The 19,988-nt window shown below is 60.9% G+C and carries 18 protein-coding genes and 1 pseudogene; 6 read left to right on the forward strand and 13 right to left on the reverse strand.

The features are described 5' to 3' along the window. The first annotated feature begins 86 nt into the window (after window positions 1–86). Complete coding sequence (locus JQF37_RS08660) at window positions 87–1,016, forward strand: AraC family transcriptional regulator (RefSeq protein WP_130204533.1); 930 nt, start codon at window positions 87–89, stop codon at window positions 1,014–1,016. Between the two features lie 131 nt (window positions 1,017–1,147). On the opposite strand, the gene JQF37_RS08665 is transcribed toward JQF37_RS08660, so the two are convergent. The 6 genes from JQF37_RS08665 to JQF37_RS08690 all read right to left on the reverse strand — a co-directional run bounded on the left by JQF37_RS08665 (window position 1,148) and on the right by JQF37_RS08690 (window position 8,644). Further along, the gene (locus tag JQF37_RS08665; protein ID WP_130204531.1) at window positions 1,148–2,203 is read right to left on the reverse strand and encodes an ABC transporter ATP-binding protein; all 1,056 of its coding nucleotides are present in this window, start codon (window positions 2,201–2,203) and stop codon (window positions 1,148–1,150) included. 13 nt (window positions 2,204–2,216) lie between these two features. Beyond that, entirely contained in the window at window positions 2,217–3,065 is an 849-nt protein-coding gene (locus JQF37_RS08670; RefSeq protein ID WP_103403934.1) for an ABC transporter permease, read from the reverse strand. Beyond that, complete coding sequence (locus JQF37_RS08675) at window positions 3,062–3,970, reverse strand: ABC transporter permease (protein WP_130204529.1); 909 nt, start codon at window positions 3,968–3,970, stop codon at window positions 3,062–3,064. The genes JQF37_RS08670 and JQF37_RS08675 overlap by 4 nt, the downstream gene beginning before the upstream one ends. A 179-nt stretch (window positions 3,971–4,149) precedes the next feature. Then, window positions 4,150–5,253: an ABC transporter substrate-binding protein gene (locus JQF37_RS08680; RefSeq protein ID WP_130204525.1), complete on the reverse strand. Its 1,104-nt coding sequence runs from the start codon at window positions 5,251–5,253 to the stop codon at window positions 4,150–4,152. A gap of 296 nt (window positions 5,254–5,549) precedes the next feature. Beyond that, the gene (locus JQF37_RS08685) at window positions 5,550–6,998 is read right to left on the reverse strand and encodes an aldehyde dehydrogenase family protein (protein WP_130204631.1); all 1,449 of its coding nucleotides are present in this window, start codon (window positions 6,996–6,998) and stop codon (window positions 5,550–5,552) included. Between the two features lie 8 nt (window positions 6,999–7,006). Next, complete coding sequence (locus JQF37_RS08690; protein WP_130204523.1) at window positions 7,007–8,644, reverse strand: 5-guanidino-2-oxopentanoate decarboxylase; 1,638 nt, start codon at window positions 8,642–8,644, stop codon at window positions 7,007–7,009. A gap of 159 nt (window positions 8,645–8,803) precedes the next feature. Between JQF37_RS08690 and JQF37_RS08695 the strand changes: the two genes are divergently transcribed. Further along, window positions 8,804–9,685 (forward strand): LysR substrate-binding domain-containing protein, encoded by an 882-nt coding sequence (locus JQF37_RS08695; RefSeq protein ID WP_130204521.1) that lies wholly within the window; start codon window positions 8,804–8,806, stop codon window positions 9,683–9,685. A 67-nt stretch (window positions 9,686–9,752) separates the two neighbouring features. On the opposite strand, the gene JQF37_RS08700 is transcribed toward JQF37_RS08695, so the two are convergent. After that, on the reverse strand, window positions 9,753–10,367 hold the full coding sequence (locus tag JQF37_RS08700) for an NAD(P)-dependent oxidoreductase (RefSeq protein WP_130204519.1): 615 nt from the start codon (window positions 10,365–10,367) through the stop codon (window positions 9,753–9,755). Window positions 10,368–10,437: 70 nt separating this feature from the next. Next, window positions 10,438–11,322, reverse strand: coding sequence for an MBL fold metallo-hydrolase (locus JQF37_RS08705; RefSeq protein ID WP_130204517.1), 885 nt, complete (start codon window positions 11,320–11,322; stop codon window positions 10,438–10,440). A 142-nt stretch (window positions 11,323–11,464) separates the two neighbouring features. Here JQF37_RS08705 and JQF37_RS08710 point away from each other — a divergent pair, with 142 nt between their 5' ends. Together JQF37_RS08710 and JQF37_RS08715 are read left to right on the forward strand one after the other, a co-directional pair. Beyond that, the gene (locus JQF37_RS08710; protein ID WP_204149617.1) at window positions 11,465–12,370 is read left to right on the forward strand and encodes a LysR family transcriptional regulator; all 906 of its coding nucleotides are present in this window, start codon (window positions 11,465–11,467) and stop codon (window positions 12,368–12,370) included. 172 nt (window positions 12,371–12,542) lie between these two features. Continuing rightward, a complete protein-coding gene (locus tag JQF37_RS08715; RefSeq protein ID WP_204149620.1) occupies window positions 12,543–12,764 on the forward strand; it encodes a hypothetical protein in 222 nt (73 codons plus the stop codon). A gap of 9 nt (window positions 12,765–12,773) precedes the next feature. Here JQF37_RS08715 and JQF37_RS08720 read toward each other — a convergent pair whose 3' ends face one another. Continuing rightward, the gene (locus tag JQF37_RS08720) at window positions 12,774–13,670 is read right to left on the reverse strand and encodes a helix-turn-helix domain-containing protein (protein WP_130204515.1); all 897 of its coding nucleotides are present in this window, start codon (window positions 13,668–13,670) and stop codon (window positions 12,774–12,776) included. Between the two features lie 159 nt (window positions 13,671–13,829). On the opposite strand from JQF37_RS08720, the pseudogene JQF37_RS08725 reads away from it, so the two are divergent. Further along, window positions 13,830–14,239, forward strand: a pseudogene (locus JQF37_RS08725) (FAD-dependent monooxygenase); the annotation flags it as partial. A gap of 93 nt (window positions 14,240–14,332) precedes the next feature. Next, window positions 14,333–15,850 (forward strand): MDR family MFS transporter, encoded by a 1,518-nt coding sequence (locus JQF37_RS08730; RefSeq protein WP_130204513.1) that lies wholly within the window; start codon window positions 14,333–14,335, stop codon window positions 15,848–15,850. A gap of 147 nt (window positions 15,851–15,997) precedes the next feature. On the opposite strand, the gene JQF37_RS08735 is transcribed toward JQF37_RS08730, so the two are convergent. The 4 genes from JQF37_RS08735 to JQF37_RS08750 form a co-directional block, all read right to left on the reverse strand. After that, complete coding sequence (locus JQF37_RS08735) at window positions 15,998–16,846, reverse strand: cache domain-containing protein (protein ID WP_130204511.1); 849 nt, start codon at window positions 16,844–16,846, stop codon at window positions 15,998–16,000. Between the two features lie 134 nt (window positions 16,847–16,980). Next, window positions 16,981–17,856, reverse strand: coding sequence for an ATPase (locus JQF37_RS08740; RefSeq protein ID WP_130204509.1), 876 nt, complete (start codon window positions 17,854–17,856; stop codon window positions 16,981–16,983). A gap of 106 nt (window positions 17,857–17,962) precedes the next feature. Next, entirely contained in the window at window positions 17,963–18,955 is a 993-nt protein-coding gene (locus JQF37_RS08745; protein ID WP_130204507.1) for an NAD(P)-dependent oxidoreductase, read from the reverse strand. A 54-nt stretch (window positions 18,956–19,009) separates the two neighbouring features. Next, window positions 19,010–19,903 carry a LysR family transcriptional regulator ArgP gene (locus JQF37_RS08750; protein ID WP_130204505.1) on the reverse strand — a complete coding sequence of 298 codons (894 nt, stop codon included), beginning with the start codon at window positions 19,901–19,903 and terminating at the stop codon, window positions 19,010–19,012. Window positions 19,904–19,988 lie beyond the last annotated feature (85 nt).

Consider the following 19,988-nt stretch of genomic DNA (forward strand, 5'->3'; position numbering starts at 1 on the left):
AAGCATCCGGCAGGATGTGTCTACCGCCGTGACTTGCACAAACTTATGCTCTGCCCGTCAACCCAACCTTGCCGAGGATGCCTCCCATGTCGTCACTCGATCACTTTCAAGCCCCGCTGAACGCCGACAGGGAGAAACAGCGCGCGGAACTGGCGGCGATCATTCGTCGCAACACCGCCGAAGATGGCAGTTATGCCACCGCTGTCGATTCGCTGTTCATGTCGCGCCACAGCCAAAACCACGACTTCGCCCCGGTACTGGCGCAACCGGCGCTGTGCATCATGGCCCAGGGGCGCAAGGAAGTTCGGCTCGCCGATGAATTCTTCAATTACGACCCGCTCAATTACCTGGTGGTCTCCGTCTCGATGCCACTTAGCGGCCGGGTGGTGAACGTCTCGGCCGAAGAACCGATCCTGGCCGTGCGGCTGGACATCGACCCCGCAGAAATCACTGCCTTGATCGCCGACGCGGGTCCGCTTGGCGTGCCCACCCGGCCGACCGGGCGCGGGCTCTATGTCGAGCGGCTCGACAGCGCGATGCTCGATGCAGTGCTGCGACTGGCACGGTTGCTCGACACGCCGAAAGACATCGCCATGCTCGCGCCACTGATTCGACGGGAAATTCTCTATCGACTGCTGCGCAGCAAACAGGGCCACCGGTTGTACGAAATCGCCATCACCAACAGCCAGAGCCATCGCATCAGCCAGGCGATCAAATGGCTCAACAGCAACTATGAACAGCCGCTGCGCATCGATGATCTGGCGAAGGAAGTGAACCTGAGCGTGTCGACGCTGCATCATCGTTTCAAGGCGATGACGGCGATGAGCCCGTTGCAGTACCAGAAACAACTGCGATTGCAGGAAGCGCGACGCTTGATGCTGGCCGAAGGACTGGAAGCTTCAGCGGCGGGATATCGGGTCGGGTATGAAAGCCCTTCGCAGTTCAGCCGCGAGTACAGCCGTTTGTTCGGCGCGCCGCCGTTGCGGGATCTGGCGCGGTTGCGGTTGAGCGTTTAGCCGGGATTTGTGCAGTCAGTACCGGCCCCATCGCGAGCAGGCTCGCTCCCACGGGTTTTGTGATCGCCCAATAACCCTGTGGGAGCGAGCTTGCTCGCGATAGGGCCAGAGAGGCCAACATCCAATCCGGATCAGGCTCCCAGCACCCTGCACGCCTCCGCCGGCAAGGTCACCGACACCGGATGCCCAACGCTCAAGCCAAAGCCCTGGCACGGCGTGCTCAGCGCCGTGAACGTCACCCCGGAACACTCGACCGTGGTTTCGATGGTCGCGCCGATATCCCGCACGAACGTCACCTTGCCCAACAACCGATTGCCCGCCGTCGCCTGCGGCGCCGACAGTTGCAGGTCTTCCGGGCGAATCAGCATCTTCACTTTCTCACCGACCACAATGCTGCTGCAGATCGGCACTTGCAGCGCATCGCCGCCCGGCAGGCTGATCTTGCCATTGCCCAGCGCCGTGGCCGGGAAGATGTTGCCCGAACCGATAAAGTCGGCGACGAATTCGTTGGCCGGGTGCCGGTAGATTTCGATCGGCGTACCGACCTGCTGCACCCGATGCTCACCCAGCACGACGACAATATCAGCCATGGTCATGGCCTCACGCTGGTCGTGAGTCACCATGATGGTGGTGATGTTCAGCCGTTGTTGCAGTTGACGGATTTCCACCTGCATCGACTCGCGCAGCTTGGCATCGAGTGCCGACAGCGGTTCGTCGAGCAAAAGGATTTTCGGGTGACTGGCAATCGCCCGGGCAATCGCCACGCGCTGCCGCTGCCCGCCGGAGAGTTTGGCCACCGGGCGATCAATCATCTGTTGCAGCTGGATCAACTCCAGCAACTCCACCACTCGCGCCTGCTGGTCAGCCTTGCTGACCCCGCGCAGTTTCAGCGGGTAAGCAATGTTCTCCCCCACCGTCATGTGCGGGAACAGGGCCAGGGACTGGAACACCATGCCGAAATTGCGCAAGTGCGCCGGGGTTTGGCCGATGTCTTCGCCGTCCAGGCGAATCTCACCGCCAGTCAGGGTTTCAAGACCGGCAATCATCCGCAGCAACGTGGTTTTGCCGCAACCCGACGGGCCGAGGAAACACACCAGCTTGCCCTCGGGCAAATGCAGATTGACGTCCTGTACCGCGCAAGCCGAGCCATAGAATTTCTCGACGTTTTCCAGAATCAGACCAGTCATGTTGCACCTCAAATCAAAAGGAAACGCCGCCCTCGCCCACCAGCTTCTCCAGCGCCCAGATAAGGACGAAGTCGATCAGCACGATCAGCACGGCAAACGAAAATACGGTTGGGTCGAGCGAAGACACGGTGCGGCTGTACATCCAGATCGGCACGGTCATGACGTCGATGGTGTAGAGGAAATAGGTCACGGTGAATTCGTTGAACGAGACGATGAACGCCAGCAGCATGCCCGCCAGAATCCCCGACTTCATCAACGGCACCACCACATCGACGATCGCCCGCAGCGGTGAAGCGCCAAGCATTTGCGCAGCCTCTTCGACTTCGCTGCCGATGGAGAGCATGGCGGCGGTGCAGTTCTTCACTACGAACGGCAACGCCAGGATCACGTGGGCAATCACCAGGCGCGAGGTGGTCATCTGGAACGGCAGGCTGTCGAACACCAGCAGCAACGCCAGGCCCAACACCACCATCGGGAACACCAGCGGCAGCGACATCAGTTGCAGCGCCACGGCTTTGCCGCGGAATTCGCAACGGGTCAGTGCGTACGCCGCCGGCACCGCGATCAGCGTCGCGAAGACCATGGTCAGACACGACACCATCAGGCTGGTGGTCATGGCTTTGCCCAGGCTCAGCACGTCGCTGGCGTCCGGCGAAACGAAGGTGTGCCAGGCGGCCTTGTACCATTGCAGGCTGTAGCTGCTCGGCGGGAAGTCGAGGTTCGACGCGCCACTGAAGGACATGACGATCATGGTCAGGATCGGTAACACCGCCAGCAACAGAATGAAGCCGGACAGTATGCCTGCGAACTTGCCGGTCTCTCCCGGCAACAGCGACTGGCGCTTTTTGATCAGGGTACTCATTGCGAAGCCTCCAGTCTGCGCCGACGACGGCCAGTGATGTATTCGGACAACGTCATGATGGCGAGCGTGGTGACGATCAGCACCACACCGGCAGCGGACGCGGCGGGCCAGTTCATCAGCGGCGCGATCTGGTCATGCACCATCACCGCCAGCATCGGCACGCGACGGCCACCGAGCAGCAGCGGCACCACGAAGCTGCTGGCGTTATAGGCGAACACCAGGGTCGCACCGGTGATGATCCCCGGCAGGCTCATCGGCAACACCACCTGGCGGAACACCTGGAAACGACTGGCGCCAAGGGTGGCGGCGGCCTCTTCGTAACTGCGGGCAACGCCGCGCATGGCGCTGGCGATCGGCAACACGGCCAGCGGGAAGGCAGTTTGCACCAGGCCCATCAACACGCCGTTCTGGTTGTAGAGCAGCATGATCGGACGCTTGATCAGGCCCAGGCCCATCAACGTCTGGTTGAGCATCCCGCCCGGGCCGAGAATCACCAGCCAGCCGTAGCTTTGCAGCAGCAGGTTGACCAGCAAGGGCAGCAGCACCGCCGCGAGGAAAATCCGGCGCACGAACGGCGAGCTCAGGCGCGACATGGTGTAAGCCACCGGGATCGCCAGCACGACCGCGATCACCGCGCTGATCAGCGCCAGGCGCAGGGTCAGCAGCAGGGATTTGAGGTAGTAGGGTTCCAGCAATTGCGCGTAGCTGGCCAGGCTGAACCCGCTCCATTCCGCGCCCTTGGTGCCCACGCTCATGCGCAGGACCAACAGGCTGGCGGCAATCAGCACGCCCAGAAACAGCATCGACGGCGATAGAAACAGCCAGGCGCGCGTCGTCGGCGAAACACCCCGATCAGTGCGCGCGGGAGCAGCACTCACCGGATGGGTCAGAGGTTGGTGTTCCATAGCAAAGGTCTCGTCAATGGAGGATCAAATGGCACACGGACATGGGGCATCAACCCGATCCCTTGTAGGAGCGAGCCTGCTCGCGATGGACGTTAACGATAACGCGGGGCATCAGACAGCCCGTGTCGTCCATGCGCCCATCGTCGGAACGCCGCCCGGAGCAAGCTCGCTCCTACAGATCAGGAAGAAAAGATTTCCGTGTAACGACGAATCCATTGGTCATGCACGGTGGCCAGGAAGGCGTTGTCGTGCATGATCGCCTTCTCGGCAATCTGCTCCGGCGTAAGGATGTACGGGCTCTTGCGCGCTTCGGCGGAGATGATCGCCTTGGCGTTGACCGGGCCGTTGTAGATGTCTTCGGCCATCTTGCCCTGTACCAGCGGGTCCAGAGAATGGTTGATGAAGGCGTAGGCCAGGTCGGTGTCGCCGGGGCGATTCTTTGGCATCACCGAGAGCATCAGGTCGGTGTAGAAACCTTCCTTCATGCCGAAGGTGGCGCCCAGGCCGTAGTTGCTGTCGCGGATCTGTTTCGGGAAAAACGCAGGCGCGTACAGCCCCCCCATGTCCAGCGAACCGGTGCGGAACAGTTCGGCGATCTGGTTCGGGTTTTCACCCAGGGTCACCACACGGTCCTTGAGCTCGGCGAGTTTCTTGAAGCCCGGCTCGATGTTGTGTTCGTCACCACCGGCCAGTTTGGCGGCGATGATGATCAGGTCCATGGCCTCGGTCCAGTTCGGCGGCGGCAGGAAGATGTTCGGTGCCAGCTCGGCATCCCACAGGGCGGCGTAGCTGTCCGGAGCTTCCTTCTGCGTGCGAGTGCTGTAGACCAGGCTATTGCACCAGAGCAGGTAACCGATACCGTGGCCATTGGCGCCGGTGCGATACTTTTCCGGTACATCAACAATGTTGGGAATGCGGTTGAGGTCGGGTTTTTCCAGCAGGTTGGCGGCGGCCAGACCTTCGGCGCCGACGCCTGCCAGGGTGATGATGTCGTATTGCGGACGATCACCGCCGGCCTTGAGTTTGGCGACCATTTCCGAGGTACTGCCGGTGCGGTCAGCGATGACCTTGACGCCGTATTTGTCCTCGAACGTCGCGGCGATGTTGCGCAGTGCGGCCAGGCCTGTGTCGTCGGACCAGGTCAACAGACGCAGGGTCTTGCCCTGAAAACGGGTATCACTGGCATTGGCCTTGACGAACGGCAGGCTCATGGCCGCCGCAGCAACCGAGGCTACGCCCACGGTCTTGATGAATTGACGTCTGTTCAGATCATGCTCGCCCATTACGGACTCCCTTTGTTTTTTTAGGTATAAGGCAGGTCGAAGCTATTGCATCCGCGCGACTGGATCAGCGTTTTCCCCTCTATTTTCGGGGGGGTTGGTTGAACCAGTGAGTTCATCCTGAGGTTGTGTAAAACCGCTGACTATCGATAAAAACTCATTGAAGCCATGACGCCAGCACATGCCTCAAGTAGGAGCGAGCTTGCTCGCGATAGGTGCACGGGCGGCGCGTAAACTCAGGCGCTCCGCGTCATCCTTGACGTCCATCGCGAGCAGGCTCGCTCCCACAATAATCGTCGTCAGACGGCTCGAATCACGTGCTTGATTTCCTGGAAAGCCTGCAAGCCCCACGGGCCCAATTCGCGACCGATGCTGCTCTGTTTGTAGCCACCCCAGGCGGTCTGCGGGAAGATCACCTGGGGTGCGTTGATCCACACAAGCCCCGCTTGCAAAGCGTTGGCGACGCGATCCGCCGTCTCGGCATTGCGCGTCACCACGCTGGCGACCAGACCGAACTGACTGTCATTGGCCAGGGCAATCGCTTCGGCTTCGCTGGCAAAGCTGCGCACGCCAATCACCGGGCCGAATATCTCTTCACACCACAGCGCACTGTCGAGGGGCACTTCGGTGAAAATTGTCGGCTGCAAAAAATATCCGCGCGGCAGATCCGCCGGGCGATTGCCGCCGCAAATCAGCTTGGCACCGGTACTCAAACCGCGGTCGATGTGGCTTAGCACGCGCTGGTATTGCGCTTGATTGACCAGCGCGCCCATTTCCACGTTCGGGTCGAACGGGTCTGCCACGCGAATCGCTTCGGCACGGGCTTTCAATCGAGTCAGGAATTCATCGGCCAGTTCGTCGGCGACCAGCACGCGGCTGGTGGCCGAACACATTTGCCCGGCGTTGAAGAAACCGCCGCCACAGGCGACTTCCACGGCCAGGTCGATATCGGCATCGGCCAGCACCAGCAACGAGGATTTGCCGCCCAGTTCCAGGCTCACGCCTTTGACGGTTTCTGCCGCGCGCTGCATGACCTGTACGCCTACCGCGTTACTGCCGGTGAACGACACCTTGGCGATGCGCGGGTCCGCCGACAGCGGCGCGCCAACCGCCAGCCCCGTGCCGCACACCAGGTTGAACACACCGGCGGGCAAGCCAGCTTCGGCAATGATTGCCGCCAGTTCCAGCTCCGGCAGCGGCGTCACTTCCGAAGGCTTGAGCACCACGCAGCAACCGGCAGCCAGGGCCGGCGCCAGTTTCCAGGCCGTGGTGACCATCGGGAAATTCCACGGCACGATCAGGCCGACCACGCCGCAAGGTTCGCGGCGCAGACGAGCGCGGAAATCTTCGCTCGGCAGTTCAACGGCGCTGTCCTGTTTTGCGTCGAGGCCTTCGGCCAGATCGGCGTAATACTCGAACGTGGCGATCACGTCATCGACGTCGATGGCCGCTTCGAACTGTGGCTTGCCGTTGTTGAGGGATTGCAAACGCATCAAGTGCTCACGACCGGCCTGCACGCCGGCGGCGATTTTGCGCAGGATCGCGCCGCGCTCGGCACCGGTGGTTTTCGACCAATCGGCGAAAGCCCTGGTCGCGGCGCTGACGGCTTGCTCGACAGCGCGCTCGTCACCGCCCTTCACCGTGGTCAACAGGGCTTCGGTTGCCGGGTTGATCACCCGCAGGTGTTCGCTGCTGGCGGACCATTGGCCGTCGATGAACAGGCCATCCAACGTGGTGGGTAAGGTCAAGGCAACGCTCATTTCGACACCGCCTTGGTCCAGGCAGCCTGATCGATTTCGATCAGGGTCGGGCCTTGACGGTCCGAGGCTGCGCGCAAGGCGCCACGCAGTTGCTCGACGCCGCTGACTGCTTCGGCGGCACAGCCCAGGGCCTTGGCCACAGCGATGAAGTCCGGGGTGTAGATGTCCACGCCGACCGGCTCGATGGCGCGGTTGACCATGTATTTCTTGATCTCTTCGTAGCCCTGGTTGTTCCACAGCAGCACGATCACCGGGGTGCGCGCTTCAACGGCGCTGGCCAGTTCCGGCAGGGTGAATTGCAGGCCACCGTCGCCGATCAGGCACACCACCGGCGGACGTGCGCCACCTTCAATACTGCCGCCCAACCAGGCGCCAATCGCCGCCGGCAAGGCGTAACCGAGGGTGCCGTAGCCGGTGGACGAGTTGAACCAGCGACGCGGGCGCTGCGGGTTGAACGTCAGGTTGCCGGTGTACACCGGTTGGGTCGAATCGCCAACGAACACCGCATTCGGCAATTCGTGCAAAACGGTTTCGAGGAAACGGGTCTGGACCAGGGTCGGCGCATCCCAGGAGGCCGCCAGTTCTTCGCGCAGGCGGGCGGCACGCACCTGGCCCCAATCGTTGCGGCGCTCGGCCAGGGACTTGTGCGACAGCGCGCTCAACAGGGCTTGCGCGGCGTTGCGCGAGTCGGACACAAGGGCCATGTGCGGCGGGTAGTTGCGCACGGTCTGGTCCGGGTCGATGTCGACACGCAGCAGCTTGCCGGGAATTTCGAAGCCACCGGCGAAGGTAACGTCGTAGTCGGTCTCGGCCAGTTCAGTTCCGATGGCCAGCACCACGTCGGCCTCGGCGACCAGCGCGCGAGTGGCGACCAGGCTTTGGGTCGAACCGATCAGCAGCGGGTGACCGGATTCCAGCATGCCCTTGGCATTAATGGTCAGGGCGACGGGCGCGTCCAGCAGCTCAGCCAGTTCAGTCAGCTCGGCGGCGGCGTCGATGGCGCCGCCACCGGCGAGAATCAGCGGACGCTTGGCGCCCGCCAGCAGGTCGGTCATGCGCGACACCGCAGTCGGCGAGGCCCCGGCGCGGTCGATGTTCACCGGGACGCTGGCCAGTAGGTCGTCGGCTTCTTCCACCAGAACATCCAGCGGAATTTCAATGTGCACCGGGCGCGGACGACCGGCCTGGAACAGCGCAAACGCCCGGGCCAGAACACCTGGCAATTCCGAGGCCGACATCAGGGTGTGGGAGAACGCCGCGACACCGGCGCACAAGGCGCTCTGGTTCGGCAGCTCATGCAGCTTGCCGCGACCGCCGCCCAACTGGTTGCGCGATTGCACGCTGGAGATCACCAGCATCGGGATCGAGTCGGCATAGGCCTGGCCCATCGCCGTGGTGATGTTGGTCATGCCAGGGCCGGTGATGATGAAGCACACGCCCGGTTTGCCGCGGGTGCGGGCATAGCCGTCGGCCATGAAACCGGCGCCCTGTTCGTGACGCGGCGTGACGTGGTTGATGCTCGAACGGGCCAGCCCGCGATACAGCTCCACGGTATGAACCCCGGGGATGCCGAACACCTGCTCCACCCCGTAACCTTCGAGTAACTTGACCAGTACTTCGCCACACGTCGCCATGTCATTGCCCTTTTTATTCGTTTGAGACGCCGGGCCTGCGCAGTGTTTATGATGGATTCGCAGGTCCAGGGATGGCCTCATTGGAACGGGCGACACATAGCCGCAACAATGGATAAAAAATCATACTAGCCATGTCCTCACGTCATACCTTGGATCCGAATGAAACGACTGCCTCCCCTGCCGGCGCTGTACACATTTTTGATTACCGCGCAGTGCTGCAACTTCACCCGGGCCGCCGAGCAACTGCACATCACTCAGGGCGCAGTGAGCCGGCAGATTGCCGGGCTGGAGGATCACCTGGGTTATGAACTGTTCATCCGCCAGGCCCGCGGCCTCGACCTCACCGCCGAAGGACGGGAATGGCTGCCACGTGTCCGGCAGATTTTCGGCCTGATCGACGAAGCGGTGGAGCAGATCGGCGAGAAGCGCGAAACCCTGCGACTCAAGGCCCCGACGTGCGTCATGCGCTGGCTGTTGCCACGGCTGTTGCAGTGGCAGAAAGAACGCCCGGACGTGCCGGTCGAACTGACTACCACGGTCAAGCACGGCGTGGATTTTCATCGCGAGCAATTCGACGCGGCCGTGATGTATGGCGCGCCGCCGGAGGTTTCGCTGGTGTCGCAACGCCTGTTCGAAGAACGACTGACACCGGTGTGCTCCAAGCCATTGCTCGAAGGCCCGGTGCCGTTGCACACGCCGAAGGATCTGGAACAGCACATGCTGCTGCACCCGACCCGGGATGAACGGGACTGGAAGGCCTGGCTGGCCTCGGCGGATGTTCGCTTGAGCAATGTGAGCAAGGGCCAGCATTTCGAAACGCTGGACCTGGCGATGTCGATGGCGTCACAGGGAACCGGTGTGGCGATCGGCGACTGGTCGCTGATTGGCGATGACCTGAGCGCCGGGCGGCTGGTCATGCCTTTCGATCTGATCGTAAAGACAGGCTTGGCGTATTACCTGGTCTCCCCCGAAAAACCCGGACCTTCGGCGAAATTACGCGAGCTGACGGGGTGGTTGGTGGAGCAGGCGCAGAGTCGCTGAAAGCCAGGAGTCGTAGCGTGATACCTCTGTGGGAGCGAGCAAGCTCGCTCCCACAGAGACAGTCAGTTCAATACCCGACGGTAAACCGCTGGCGAATGTGTTTCGGCGCTTCCACTTCATCCAGCATTGCGATGGCAAAGTCAGCGAATGTGATCCAGCTGCGCCCTTCGCTGCTCACCAGCAAATCATCCTTGCCGATCCGGAATTTTCCCGTGCGCTGACCTTCGACAAACTCTGCCGACGGCGACAAAAAGGTCCAGTCCAGATCCTGTTCCTGACGCAGGCTCTCCAGAAACTCGGCACCCGCCCCGGCTTCTGCCTTGTACTCGGCCGGGAAGCCCTGGCTATCGATCACCCGGGTGCCATCCGGCAACAACAAAGACCCGGCACCGCCCACCACCAACAGGCGATTGACCCCGGCCTTTTTCACCGGCCCGATGACGGCACTGGCAGGCAGCGTGGCGAAATGCGCGGCGCTGATCACCAGGTCATGACCCGCCACTGCGGCTTGCAACGCAGCACTGTCGAGGGCATCGACATTCTGGCTGACCACGCCGGCACGCTGGCCGATCTTCGAGGTATCGCGGGCGATGGCGGTGACACTGTGACCACGGCGCAGGGCTTCTTCCAATAGCTGGCTACCGGCACGACCGGTGGCCCCGATGATTGCGATTTTGCTCATGACGTTCTCCAGTTGGCTTGAGGTGTATCTGTAGCGACAAAAATGTTTATGTGGCGGTCATCACAAAATCTCATTCACCCCACTTCATCTCGCCCTTGGCGACCTTGGCGCTCAACGCCAGGGAGCTTTCGTCACCCAGTCTCGGGAAGCGTTTTTTCATCGCGGCAATCAGTGCGGCCGCATCCTTGGCCCTGGCGGTTTCTTCGTCGAAGGCCTTGATGTAATCGGCAGTGAATTGCACCGCCGCCAGGGAGCGGGCGCTGTCACCGAGGTAATGACCCGGGATGACGGTTTTCGGTTTCAGGGTTTCGATCGAGTGCAGCGTAGTCAACCAATCGGCATGGGACTGCGGGGTTTGGGTGTCAGCCATCCACAGGTGAATGTTTTCTGCCACGACCACGCCACCGACCACGGCCTTGATCGATGGAATCCACACAAAGCTGCGATCCGGTTGCTTGCCCTCAAGACCGACCACCTGCAGTTTCTGCCCTTCGAGCATCAGGCTGTCGCCCTTCAGCACATCCGGCACGATGGTTTTAGCCGGTACGTCGGCACCCATTTTCGGGCCCCAGAAGGCCAGCTTGCCGTCGACGGTGTGCTTGATGTGATCAACGGTCGGCCGGGAAGCGAGCACCTTGGCTTTGGGGAATGCAGCGGTCAGGGTGTCGAGGCCGAAGTAATAGTCCGGGTCGCCGTGACTGATGTAGATGGTGGTCAGTTGCTTGCCGCTGGCGCGGATTTTTTCCACCACCTGTTCGGCCTGGGACTTGCCGAATTGGGCGTCCACCAGAATGGCCTCTTTCTCACCGCTGACCAGTACCGATGTCACCGGAAAAATGGCCTTTTCGCCGGGGTTGTAGACATCCAGGGTCAATGTCGACGCAGCGGCGTGAGCGGCGAAACCGAGAGCGGTGGTCGCCAGCAAAACGCGTTTGAGCGTGGTGAAACCGATCATCTGTTGCTCCGTATCCAATGGCTGTAGTGGTCCCCTGCAGGAGCGAGCAAGCTCGCTCCTGCAGGGAACAGAGCTTAGTTGCCTGGTTCAGTACAAAAAATGCGATGCTGGAACATAGTTTATTTCTGAAATCGGGCAAATCATGGATCGTCTACAAGCAATGCGGGTGTTCGTTACGGTGGTCGACCTCGGTAGCCAGTCGGCCGCCGCCGATCACCTGGAGCTATCCCGGCCGGTGGTGTCCCGGTATCTGGCCGAGCTGGAAGACTGGGTCGGCGCGCGCTTGATGCACCGCACCACACGCAAGTTGAGCCTGACGGCGGCCGGTAGCGAAATCCTGCCCCGCTGCCGGCAAATGCTCGACTTGTCCAGCGACATGCAGGCCGCCGTCAGCGAACCGGACGAAGCACCGCGCGGCCTGCTGCGGGTCAGCGTCAGTACTTCATTCGGTCAGGCGCAACTGGCCGATGCCATGGCGGCGTACGTCAAGCGCTACCCCGGCGTGAGCATCGACATGCAGATGCTTGATCGCACCGTGAACCTGGTCGATGAGCGCATCGATCTGGCGATTCGCACCAGCAATGATCTGGACCCCAATTTGATCGCCCGCCGACTGACCGTCTGCCGCTCGGTGATCTGCGCCTCTCCTGCTTACCTGCGCGAGCACCCGGCGCCGCAATGGGTCGAGGACTTGAGCCAGCACAATTGCCTGACCCATTCCTACTTCGGCAAAAGCCTGTGGCATTTCGAGCAGGACGGCGAAGAGGTCTCGGTACCCGTGCAGGGCAACATCAGCGCCAACGAAGCCAGCACACTCATGCGCGCGGCGATGGCCGGTGCCGGAGTGGCGATGCTGCCGACTTATCAGGCTGGCGTGCACATTCACAGCGGCGAGCTGGTCCGCCTGTTGCCAAGGGCCGAACCGCGACAGATGAACGTGTACGCGGTGTACGCCTCGCGCAAGCACATGCCGGCGGCATTGCGCAGCCTGCTGGATTTTCTGGTGGTGAGGTTCCCTGAAGAACCGGTGTGGGATATCGGCCTGTAACTGCAACCCTGTGGGAGCGAGCTTGCTTGCGATAGCGGTGGATCAATCGACATCATCGTTGAACGTTCAGCCGCCATCGCGAGCAAGCTCGCTCCCACCAGGGCAAATCAGCGCTCTGAATATCGGGTTACAAGCGAACATGGCATCACTGGCAACTCAGTGGCACTGACCTATGCTCAAAGTAATACCGGAAGGTATTCGTTCAGAGGTCAACGCCATGAACATCAAAACAAGAAGATACCTCGCCATTTTCATCACCTGCGCGGTCACGCTCGGGCTCTATGGCGCTGCGGCCTGGCGGGTCGAGCAGTTACGCAACCTGCCCCGTGAATACGCCAGTTGCAACTTCGAGCGGTGCATTCCACACAACGCGACCCTCAATGCCCTCCGCTGACAAAGGGGATCAGGCCTCGTTGCCCTGATCGGCCTTCAAGCGGTCGCGGAAGGCCTTGGGCGAGATCCCCACCCGGCGTCGGAACAGGCGTGTGAAGTTGGTCGGATCCGAGAACCCCAACACGTCGGACATTTCGTAAATGGTCATGCTGGTATAGGTCAGCAAGCGCTTGGCCTCCAGCAATTGGCGTTCGTGCATGATTTGCAACGCCGGCTGGCCGGCCAGCTCCCGACAGGTGCCGTTGAGGTGGGACACGGAAATCCCCAGCCGATGGGCCAGATCCTCGACTTTGACATGCTGGCGATAAGTCTCTTCCACCAGTTGGATGAACCCGTTGAGGTACTCCCGCGCACGTTGCGGCCGCTGCGAGGCTGAACGACGCTGAATCACCTGACGGCTGACCCATACCATGATCACGCTGACCAGCGAATGCATCAGCATTTCCCGCGCCGGTTGGTGCCCTGTGTATTCGGCTTGCAAGGCCGAAAACAAGCTGTTGAGGTACTCGCTGTTTTCACCCGCCGGGTAGCTCTCGGCCTGGGCCAGCGCATTCCCCGAATGCCCCAGTTGCGCCTGCAGGTGGGCGATCAACGGCGCGGCCAGGGTCACGACGAACCCTTCGATATCTTCGGAGAAACGATAGCCATGCACGGATAACGGCGGCAGGACCAGGATCGCCGGCTCGCTCAGTTGCGTACGTTTGCCTTCGATTTCAAGCTCTGCCTGACCTTTGAACACGAAGAGCAACTGGCATAGATCCGGGTGGCGATGGGGTTTGATTTCCCATTGATGTTCGCGACTGCGTTTGGAAATGGTTTCACAGTGCAGCAAGTCCGGGGTCGGCCAATTCAGGCTTTCACCGTAGAGCTTGAACACCGGAATCGAAGGCAGGTCAGGCTTGTTCATCACTTCAATCCAGGCCTCGAAATAGATGACGGACGATAATCGCACCGATTGGCAGAATGCACAGGTATCGGCTCAGTTTTCACCCTCAATTGACAGACCCGCAAGTGAAAAATGCAAGCACTCGATCCATAAAACTCGCTCAGCGACCCTGGCCGTGTGCTGCTTGGGAGTCATAAAAACAATGAAAACCCTGAAACCCAAGTTGCCATCATTGGCGCCGGTCCTTCCGGTCTGCTGCTCGGTCAATGGCTGCACAACGCCGGCATCGACACCCTCGTTCTCGAACGTCAGAGCCCGGACTATATGCTCGGGCGAATCCGCGCCGGGTCCTTGAACAAGGCAGCTTAGAGCTGTTGCGCCAGGACGGCGGAGTCCGCGCATGGGCACTGAGGAATTGATCCACGGTGGCTTCGAACAGGCCCTCTACGGACGCCAGGTGCATATCGATCTGCACGCCCTGACTGGCGGAAAAACTGATGATCCAAGGCCAGACCGAGGTCATCCGCGACCTGATGGCCGCTCGTCAGGTCGCCGGGTGCGATGGCTTCCGTGACGTGGCGCGGCAGTCGAGGGCTATCGAATAGCCTGCTATCGATTTAAACTGGCGAGCACCCCCGCTCGCCTTGCCACTGGCGGGTTATCACTGCCCGCAGGTTTTCTTCGTGACCAATCTCAAACAGCCTGAAACGCCCAAGCCGGCTATCCGCAGCGTATTGATCGCCCTGATGCTGGCGATTTTCCTCGGCGCCCTGGACCAAACCATCGTCGCCGTGTCGATGCCGGCCATTTCCGCGCAATTCAAGGACGTCAGTCTGCTGGCCTGGGTGATTTCCGGGTACATGGTGGCGATGACGGTTGCGGTGCCGATCTACGGCAAACTCGGCGACTTGTACGGGCGTCGCAAGTTGATGCTCTTCGGCATGGGCCTGTTCACCCTGGCGTCGTTGTTCTGCGGCATGGCCCAGAGCATGGAACAACTGGTGCTGGCGCGGATTTTTCAAGGCGTCGGCGCCGGCGGCATGATCTCGGTCAGCCAGGCGATCATCGGCGACATCGTGCCGCCACGGGAACGCGGTCGCTATCAGGGTTATTTCAGCAGCATGTACGCCGTGGCCAGCGTGGCCGGTCCGGTGCTGGGCGGCTACATGACTGAATACCTGTCCTGGCGCTGGGTGTTCCTGATCAACTTGCCGCTGGGCCTGGGTGCCTGGCTGGTGGCCAATCGCACCCTGGTGGGCTTGCCGATACCGCAACGCAAACCGGTCATCGATTACCTCGGCACCCTGCTGATGATCATCGGGCTGACGGCGTTGCTGCTGGGCATTACCCTGGTTGGCCAGGGTCATTCATGGCGCAGCGTCGAAGTGCTGGCCCTGCTCGGTTGCGCGGTGTTCGTGCTGGGCTTGTTCGTGGCCTGTGAACGACGGGCACAGGAACCGTTGCTGCCCATGCATCTGTTCGCCAATCGCAATGCGGTCCTGTGCTGGTGCACGATTTTCTTCACCAGTTTCCAGGCGATCTCGTTGATCGTGCTGATGCCCCTGCGCTTTCAGAGCGTGACCGGGGCCGGGGCCGACAGCGCGGCCCTGCACCTGCTGCCGCTGGCCATGGGTATGCCGATCGGTGCCTATTTCGCCGGCCGCCGTACGTCTGTGACCGGACGCTACAAACCGATGATCCTGACCGGCGCCGTGCTGATGCCGATCTCGATTCTCGGCATGGCATTCAGCCCGCCCCAGGCGTTTTTGCTCAGCAGCCTGTTCATGTTACTCAGTGGCATCGCCGGGGGGATGCAGTTCCCGACGTCACTGGTGGGCACACAGAACTCAGTGGAACAACGCGACATAGGCGTCGCCACCAGCACCACCAACCTGTTCCGGTCGCTGGGCGGCGCGGTGGGCGTTTCTGTGATGTCGGCGCTGCTGCTGGCGTTGCTGCAGGATTCGAGTTTCGCGCACCTGGCCGGCTCGTCGCTGATCGCCGAAGGTCATTCGGGGAATGTACTGCTGGACGGTTTGAACGCTGCAGCGGGGGATACACAAAACGCTCTGCGTGCCGAACTGCTGCTGACGTTTCGGCATTTATTGATGGTCAGCGCTGCAGTGTCGTTGCTGGGGCTGGCGGCGGCGATTGTCATGCCGAACATGTTGTTGCGCGGGCGGGAAGACAAGGTTCGGTAGATGGACCGAGTCGCCTGTTATCGCGAGCAAGCTCGCTCCCACAATGCTTTCTGGTGTACACAAATGTGTGTTCACCGGGATTCAGTGTGGGAGCGAGCTTGCTCCGGGCGGCGTTCCGACGATGGCGTCATGACAGACACAACATCTTCAAGGGCTGTAATACCCCACAGCCACCAGAAAATGCCCGACCTTCTTCAGGTAGGCATGCTTGTCCTCGACCTTGCCGGTGACCGGGTTTTTCCAACGATAGTCGTATTCGCCGTAATCCTGCCCGGCCATGAGCGCCAGCATTGGCTCGCCCACCGGCTTGCCTTCAGGGTCGCTGATCTTGCTGAAATCGGTGTTGATCAAGCGCAGGTTGGTGCCGTGGGCGATGTAACGCCGGGTATTCAGGTCGACGACAAACACATACAGGTCATCCTGCAAATAACCGCCCTTGAGGGAGTTGATGGCGCTCAGGGTGCCCTTCTCGTCCTTGGCCAGATCGGCCGCGGCTTTGTTCAGCAGTGCCATGGCCTGTTCCGCTGACGCCCGTGGCAGGTAATACCCGACCGCCAGAATCCGCTGGCCGACACGCTGGTAGTAGACGTGCTTGCGCTCGATCTTGCCATCGGCCCAGTTCTGCCAGCGGTATTCCGCCTGCTGGATGCCATTGCCTTCAGGCACTTTCAGCGCGTCCTTGAAGGTTTTCTGCAAATCCGGTCCGAGGGTTTCCGATACGTCCCGGCCGATCAGCGCCGAAGATGGCCCGCCGCTGGCGAGCATCACGCCCTTGGTATCCAGTACAAAGACATATCGGTCCTTATCGACAAACTCGCCCTGACGGCTGAACGCCGCGAAGGCCTTGTCGCCATTCTCGTGGTAATAGGCCAGGGCTTTTTCCAGTAAGGCGATGGCGGCCTGACTGTCAGATTTTTCGGTGTTGGCGGCTTGAACCTGGCCCAGGCACAGCAAAAGCATGCTGCCCAGCAAGGCCAATTTGTGCAGAAACCCCATTGCGCATCCCTCGTTCTTGATCGTGTTTCAAGAGCGTAGACGGGTTGGGGCCATGCACGAATATTCAGGATGCGCAGTGAACGGATTGGGGCGGGAGCAAGCTCCCTCGCCACAAGTGTTCATGTGCAGGTCTATTACTGGCGGGCGCGCAGTTGCTGCTGCAGGTTCTGGATCTGCGCCTGAAGGGTATTGATATTGCGAGTGACCTGGCTGCGGAAAGCATCGAATTCGGCAGTGTTGGTCGAGCCTTGGACAGGCGTCGGGCGATTGTCCTGTTCGCTTTTGAGCACCACGATCTCCTGCTCCAATCGATCGATGGCGGCGCTCGGATTGCCTTGTTTCTTCAGTGCGGTGATGTCGGCGCCGAGGCTTTTCAGCTGTGCATCGAATTTTTCCGTGTCTGCCGGAGCACTCTTCAACGCGGCCACGTCGCTGATCAAGACTTTGACCTGAGCCTGCAATTGCGTATTGGCGGTTTGGTGCTCAGTGCTCTGCGCGCTGATTTGCGCCAGGCGCTTATCCAGATCGGTGGTTTGTGCCGTCATCTGCGCCAGGCGCTTGTCCAGATCCGAGGTCTGGCCCGCGACGCCTTGTTGTTGCTGACTCTGATCCTGCAGCTTGCTTTCCAGCTGTTTGATTTGCAGCTTCAGGGCTTCGCTGTCGCTGGTGACGTTGGTCTGACTGGCCACCACCTTGCCGGAAATATCCTGCAGGCGCCCCGCCGCTTCCTCACTGATGCGGGCGAAGCTTTCCTGGGTGGCCACCAATTGCTGCTCCATCAGCGAAATCTGCTGAAAGCTCCACCAGGCCAAGCCCGCGAACGCAAAGAACAAAGCCCCGACCAATGCCCACAACGGCCCGGTGCTCGGGCCTTTGGCCTGCACTACCGGCACGGGCCGTGAGTGCACGGAAGTACGCGTGGTGACCGGAAAATCATCGTCGTCGAGGCTGTCGGCGCGCAGGCTCGGTACATCGTCGAAGTCATCGTTGGCATCGTTACGCATGGACATTGAGTCAACCTTTGTGAAACGCGGTGATAGCTGGATGCGGCGAGTATAACCTTCACTGCCGCACCGATTGACCTTCACCCCCCGGCTCGGTTCAGTGCCGCGCTGCTCAGCGAATATCCTGGGCCTTCCACCAGCCGCAGAACTCATCCAGCGCGGCCCACAGACTGACCTTGGGGTCGTAATCCAGATAATGCCGGGCGCGGCTGATGTCCAGGGTGAAATTTTTGTTCATGACCTGCATGCCCAACCGCGACAGGGTCGGTTCGGGACGCCCCGGCCACAACTTGCACACAGCCTCATTGAGCGCGGCGACGGTGTAGGCCAGGCCGTAGGAACGGTAGCGCGTTACTTGTGGGACTTCCATTTTACGCATGACGTAATTAACCACGTCCCACAATGGAATCGGCGTCCCGTTGCTGATGTTGTAGGCCTTGCCCAGGGCGGACCCGCTGGCCAGCAAACTGCTGAGCAACGCTTCGTTGAGGTTCTGCATGCTGGTGAAATCGACCTTGTTCAGGCCGTTGCCGATAATTGCCAGGCGCCCCTTGCGCTGCATGTTCAGCAAGCGCGGGAAAATGCTCATGTCACCGGCACCGGTGACGAAACGCGGACGCAGGGCCAGGGTCTCGAGGCCGAATTCCTGGGCACCGAAGACCTTTTGCTCGGCCAGGTATTTGGTCGCGGCGTAAGGATGCTTGAAGCGTTTGGGCACCTGTTCTTCGGTCAACCCCAGGTGATCGCGGCCATCGAAGTAAATCGACGGCGACGACAAATGCACCAGCCGCCGGACCCGCTGCTTCAGGCAGGCTTCGACGACGTTTTCGGTGACCTGGACGTTACCTTGGTGAAAGTCCTGATAACGTCCCCACAAACCGACGGAGCCGGCGCAATGCACCACGGCCTCGACGTCGGAACACAGGTCGCGCGTCAGTTCAGGATCACTCAAATCGCCCTGGATGAACTCGGCGCCGCGCCGCACCAGATGCTCCACACCTTCGGCCCGGCGACCGTTGACCCGCACATCCAGGCCCTGCTCCAGGGCAAAACGCGCAAAGCGTCCGCCGATGAAACCGCTTGCGCCGGTGACCAGAATCTTCATGTATTGCTCCGAATATTTCGTTTTGCGTATTGCGAGAGGTCTTGACGCTGCCCGTCAGTCCAACGGCACCAGCCATTGTTTCGACGCGCGCACCAATTGATCGGTAAGAAGCCCCAGCAATTGACCGCCATTGCGCCAATGATGCCAGTACAGCGGCACGTCGATCGGTTTATCTGGCAAAAGCTCCAGCAACGCACCGCGCTCCAGCTGTTCGCGAACCTGCAATTCGGGCACCAGTCCCCAGCCGAGGCCCGCTTCGGTGAGGCGGATAAACCCTTCAGAGGACGGGCATAAATGGTGTTCGAATCCACCATCGACGCCGAGAGACGCCAGGTATCGATGCTGCAGGAAATCATCCGGGCCAAACACCAGCGCCGGCGTCCGGGCCAACTGATCGGCGCGCACACCCTGGGGAAAATGCCGGGCAATGAAGGCCGGACTGGCCAGCGCGCGGTAGCGCATCGCCCCCAGCAACACGCTGCGGGCGCCCGCCACCGGCCGCTCGCTGGCACAGAGGCATGCGGCCACTTCGCCTGCGCGCATGCGCTTTAGACCTACGGTCTGGTCTTCAACCACCAGATCCATCAATAGATGTTGTTCCGCACAAAAATCCCCGACGGCTTGCGCCCACCAAGTGGCCAGGCTGTCGGCATTCAAGGCGATACGCAGGCGCTCCGGCAGGCCTTCTTCGTCCAGCGCCGGCACCAGCGTCTGCAAATCACGCTCAAGCAAACGCACCTGCTGCACATGGTTGAGCAAACGCCGGCCAATTTCCGTGGGAGTGGGCGGTGTGCCCCGGACCAACACCGGTTGGCCGACCCGCGCCTCGAGCAATTTGATGCGTTGGGAGATCGCCGACTGCGACAAACCCAAGACCTGGGCGGCACGCTCGAACCCGGCTTGCTCGACCACAGCGGCGAGGGCAGAAAGCAATTTATAGTCGAACATCAGTTTTCCTAATGGGCGATCAGCAAGATTGGTTTTTCTTATACAACCTGGCACGGGAGAATGGCCAGCAAGAACGCTTGAACAA

This window comes from Pseudomonas sp. MIL9 (assembly GCF_016887925.1).
In the GTDB taxonomy this organism is placed as follows: domain Bacteria; phylum Pseudomonadota; class Gammaproteobacteria; order Pseudomonadales; family Pseudomonadaceae; genus Aquipseudomonas; species Aquipseudomonas mohnii.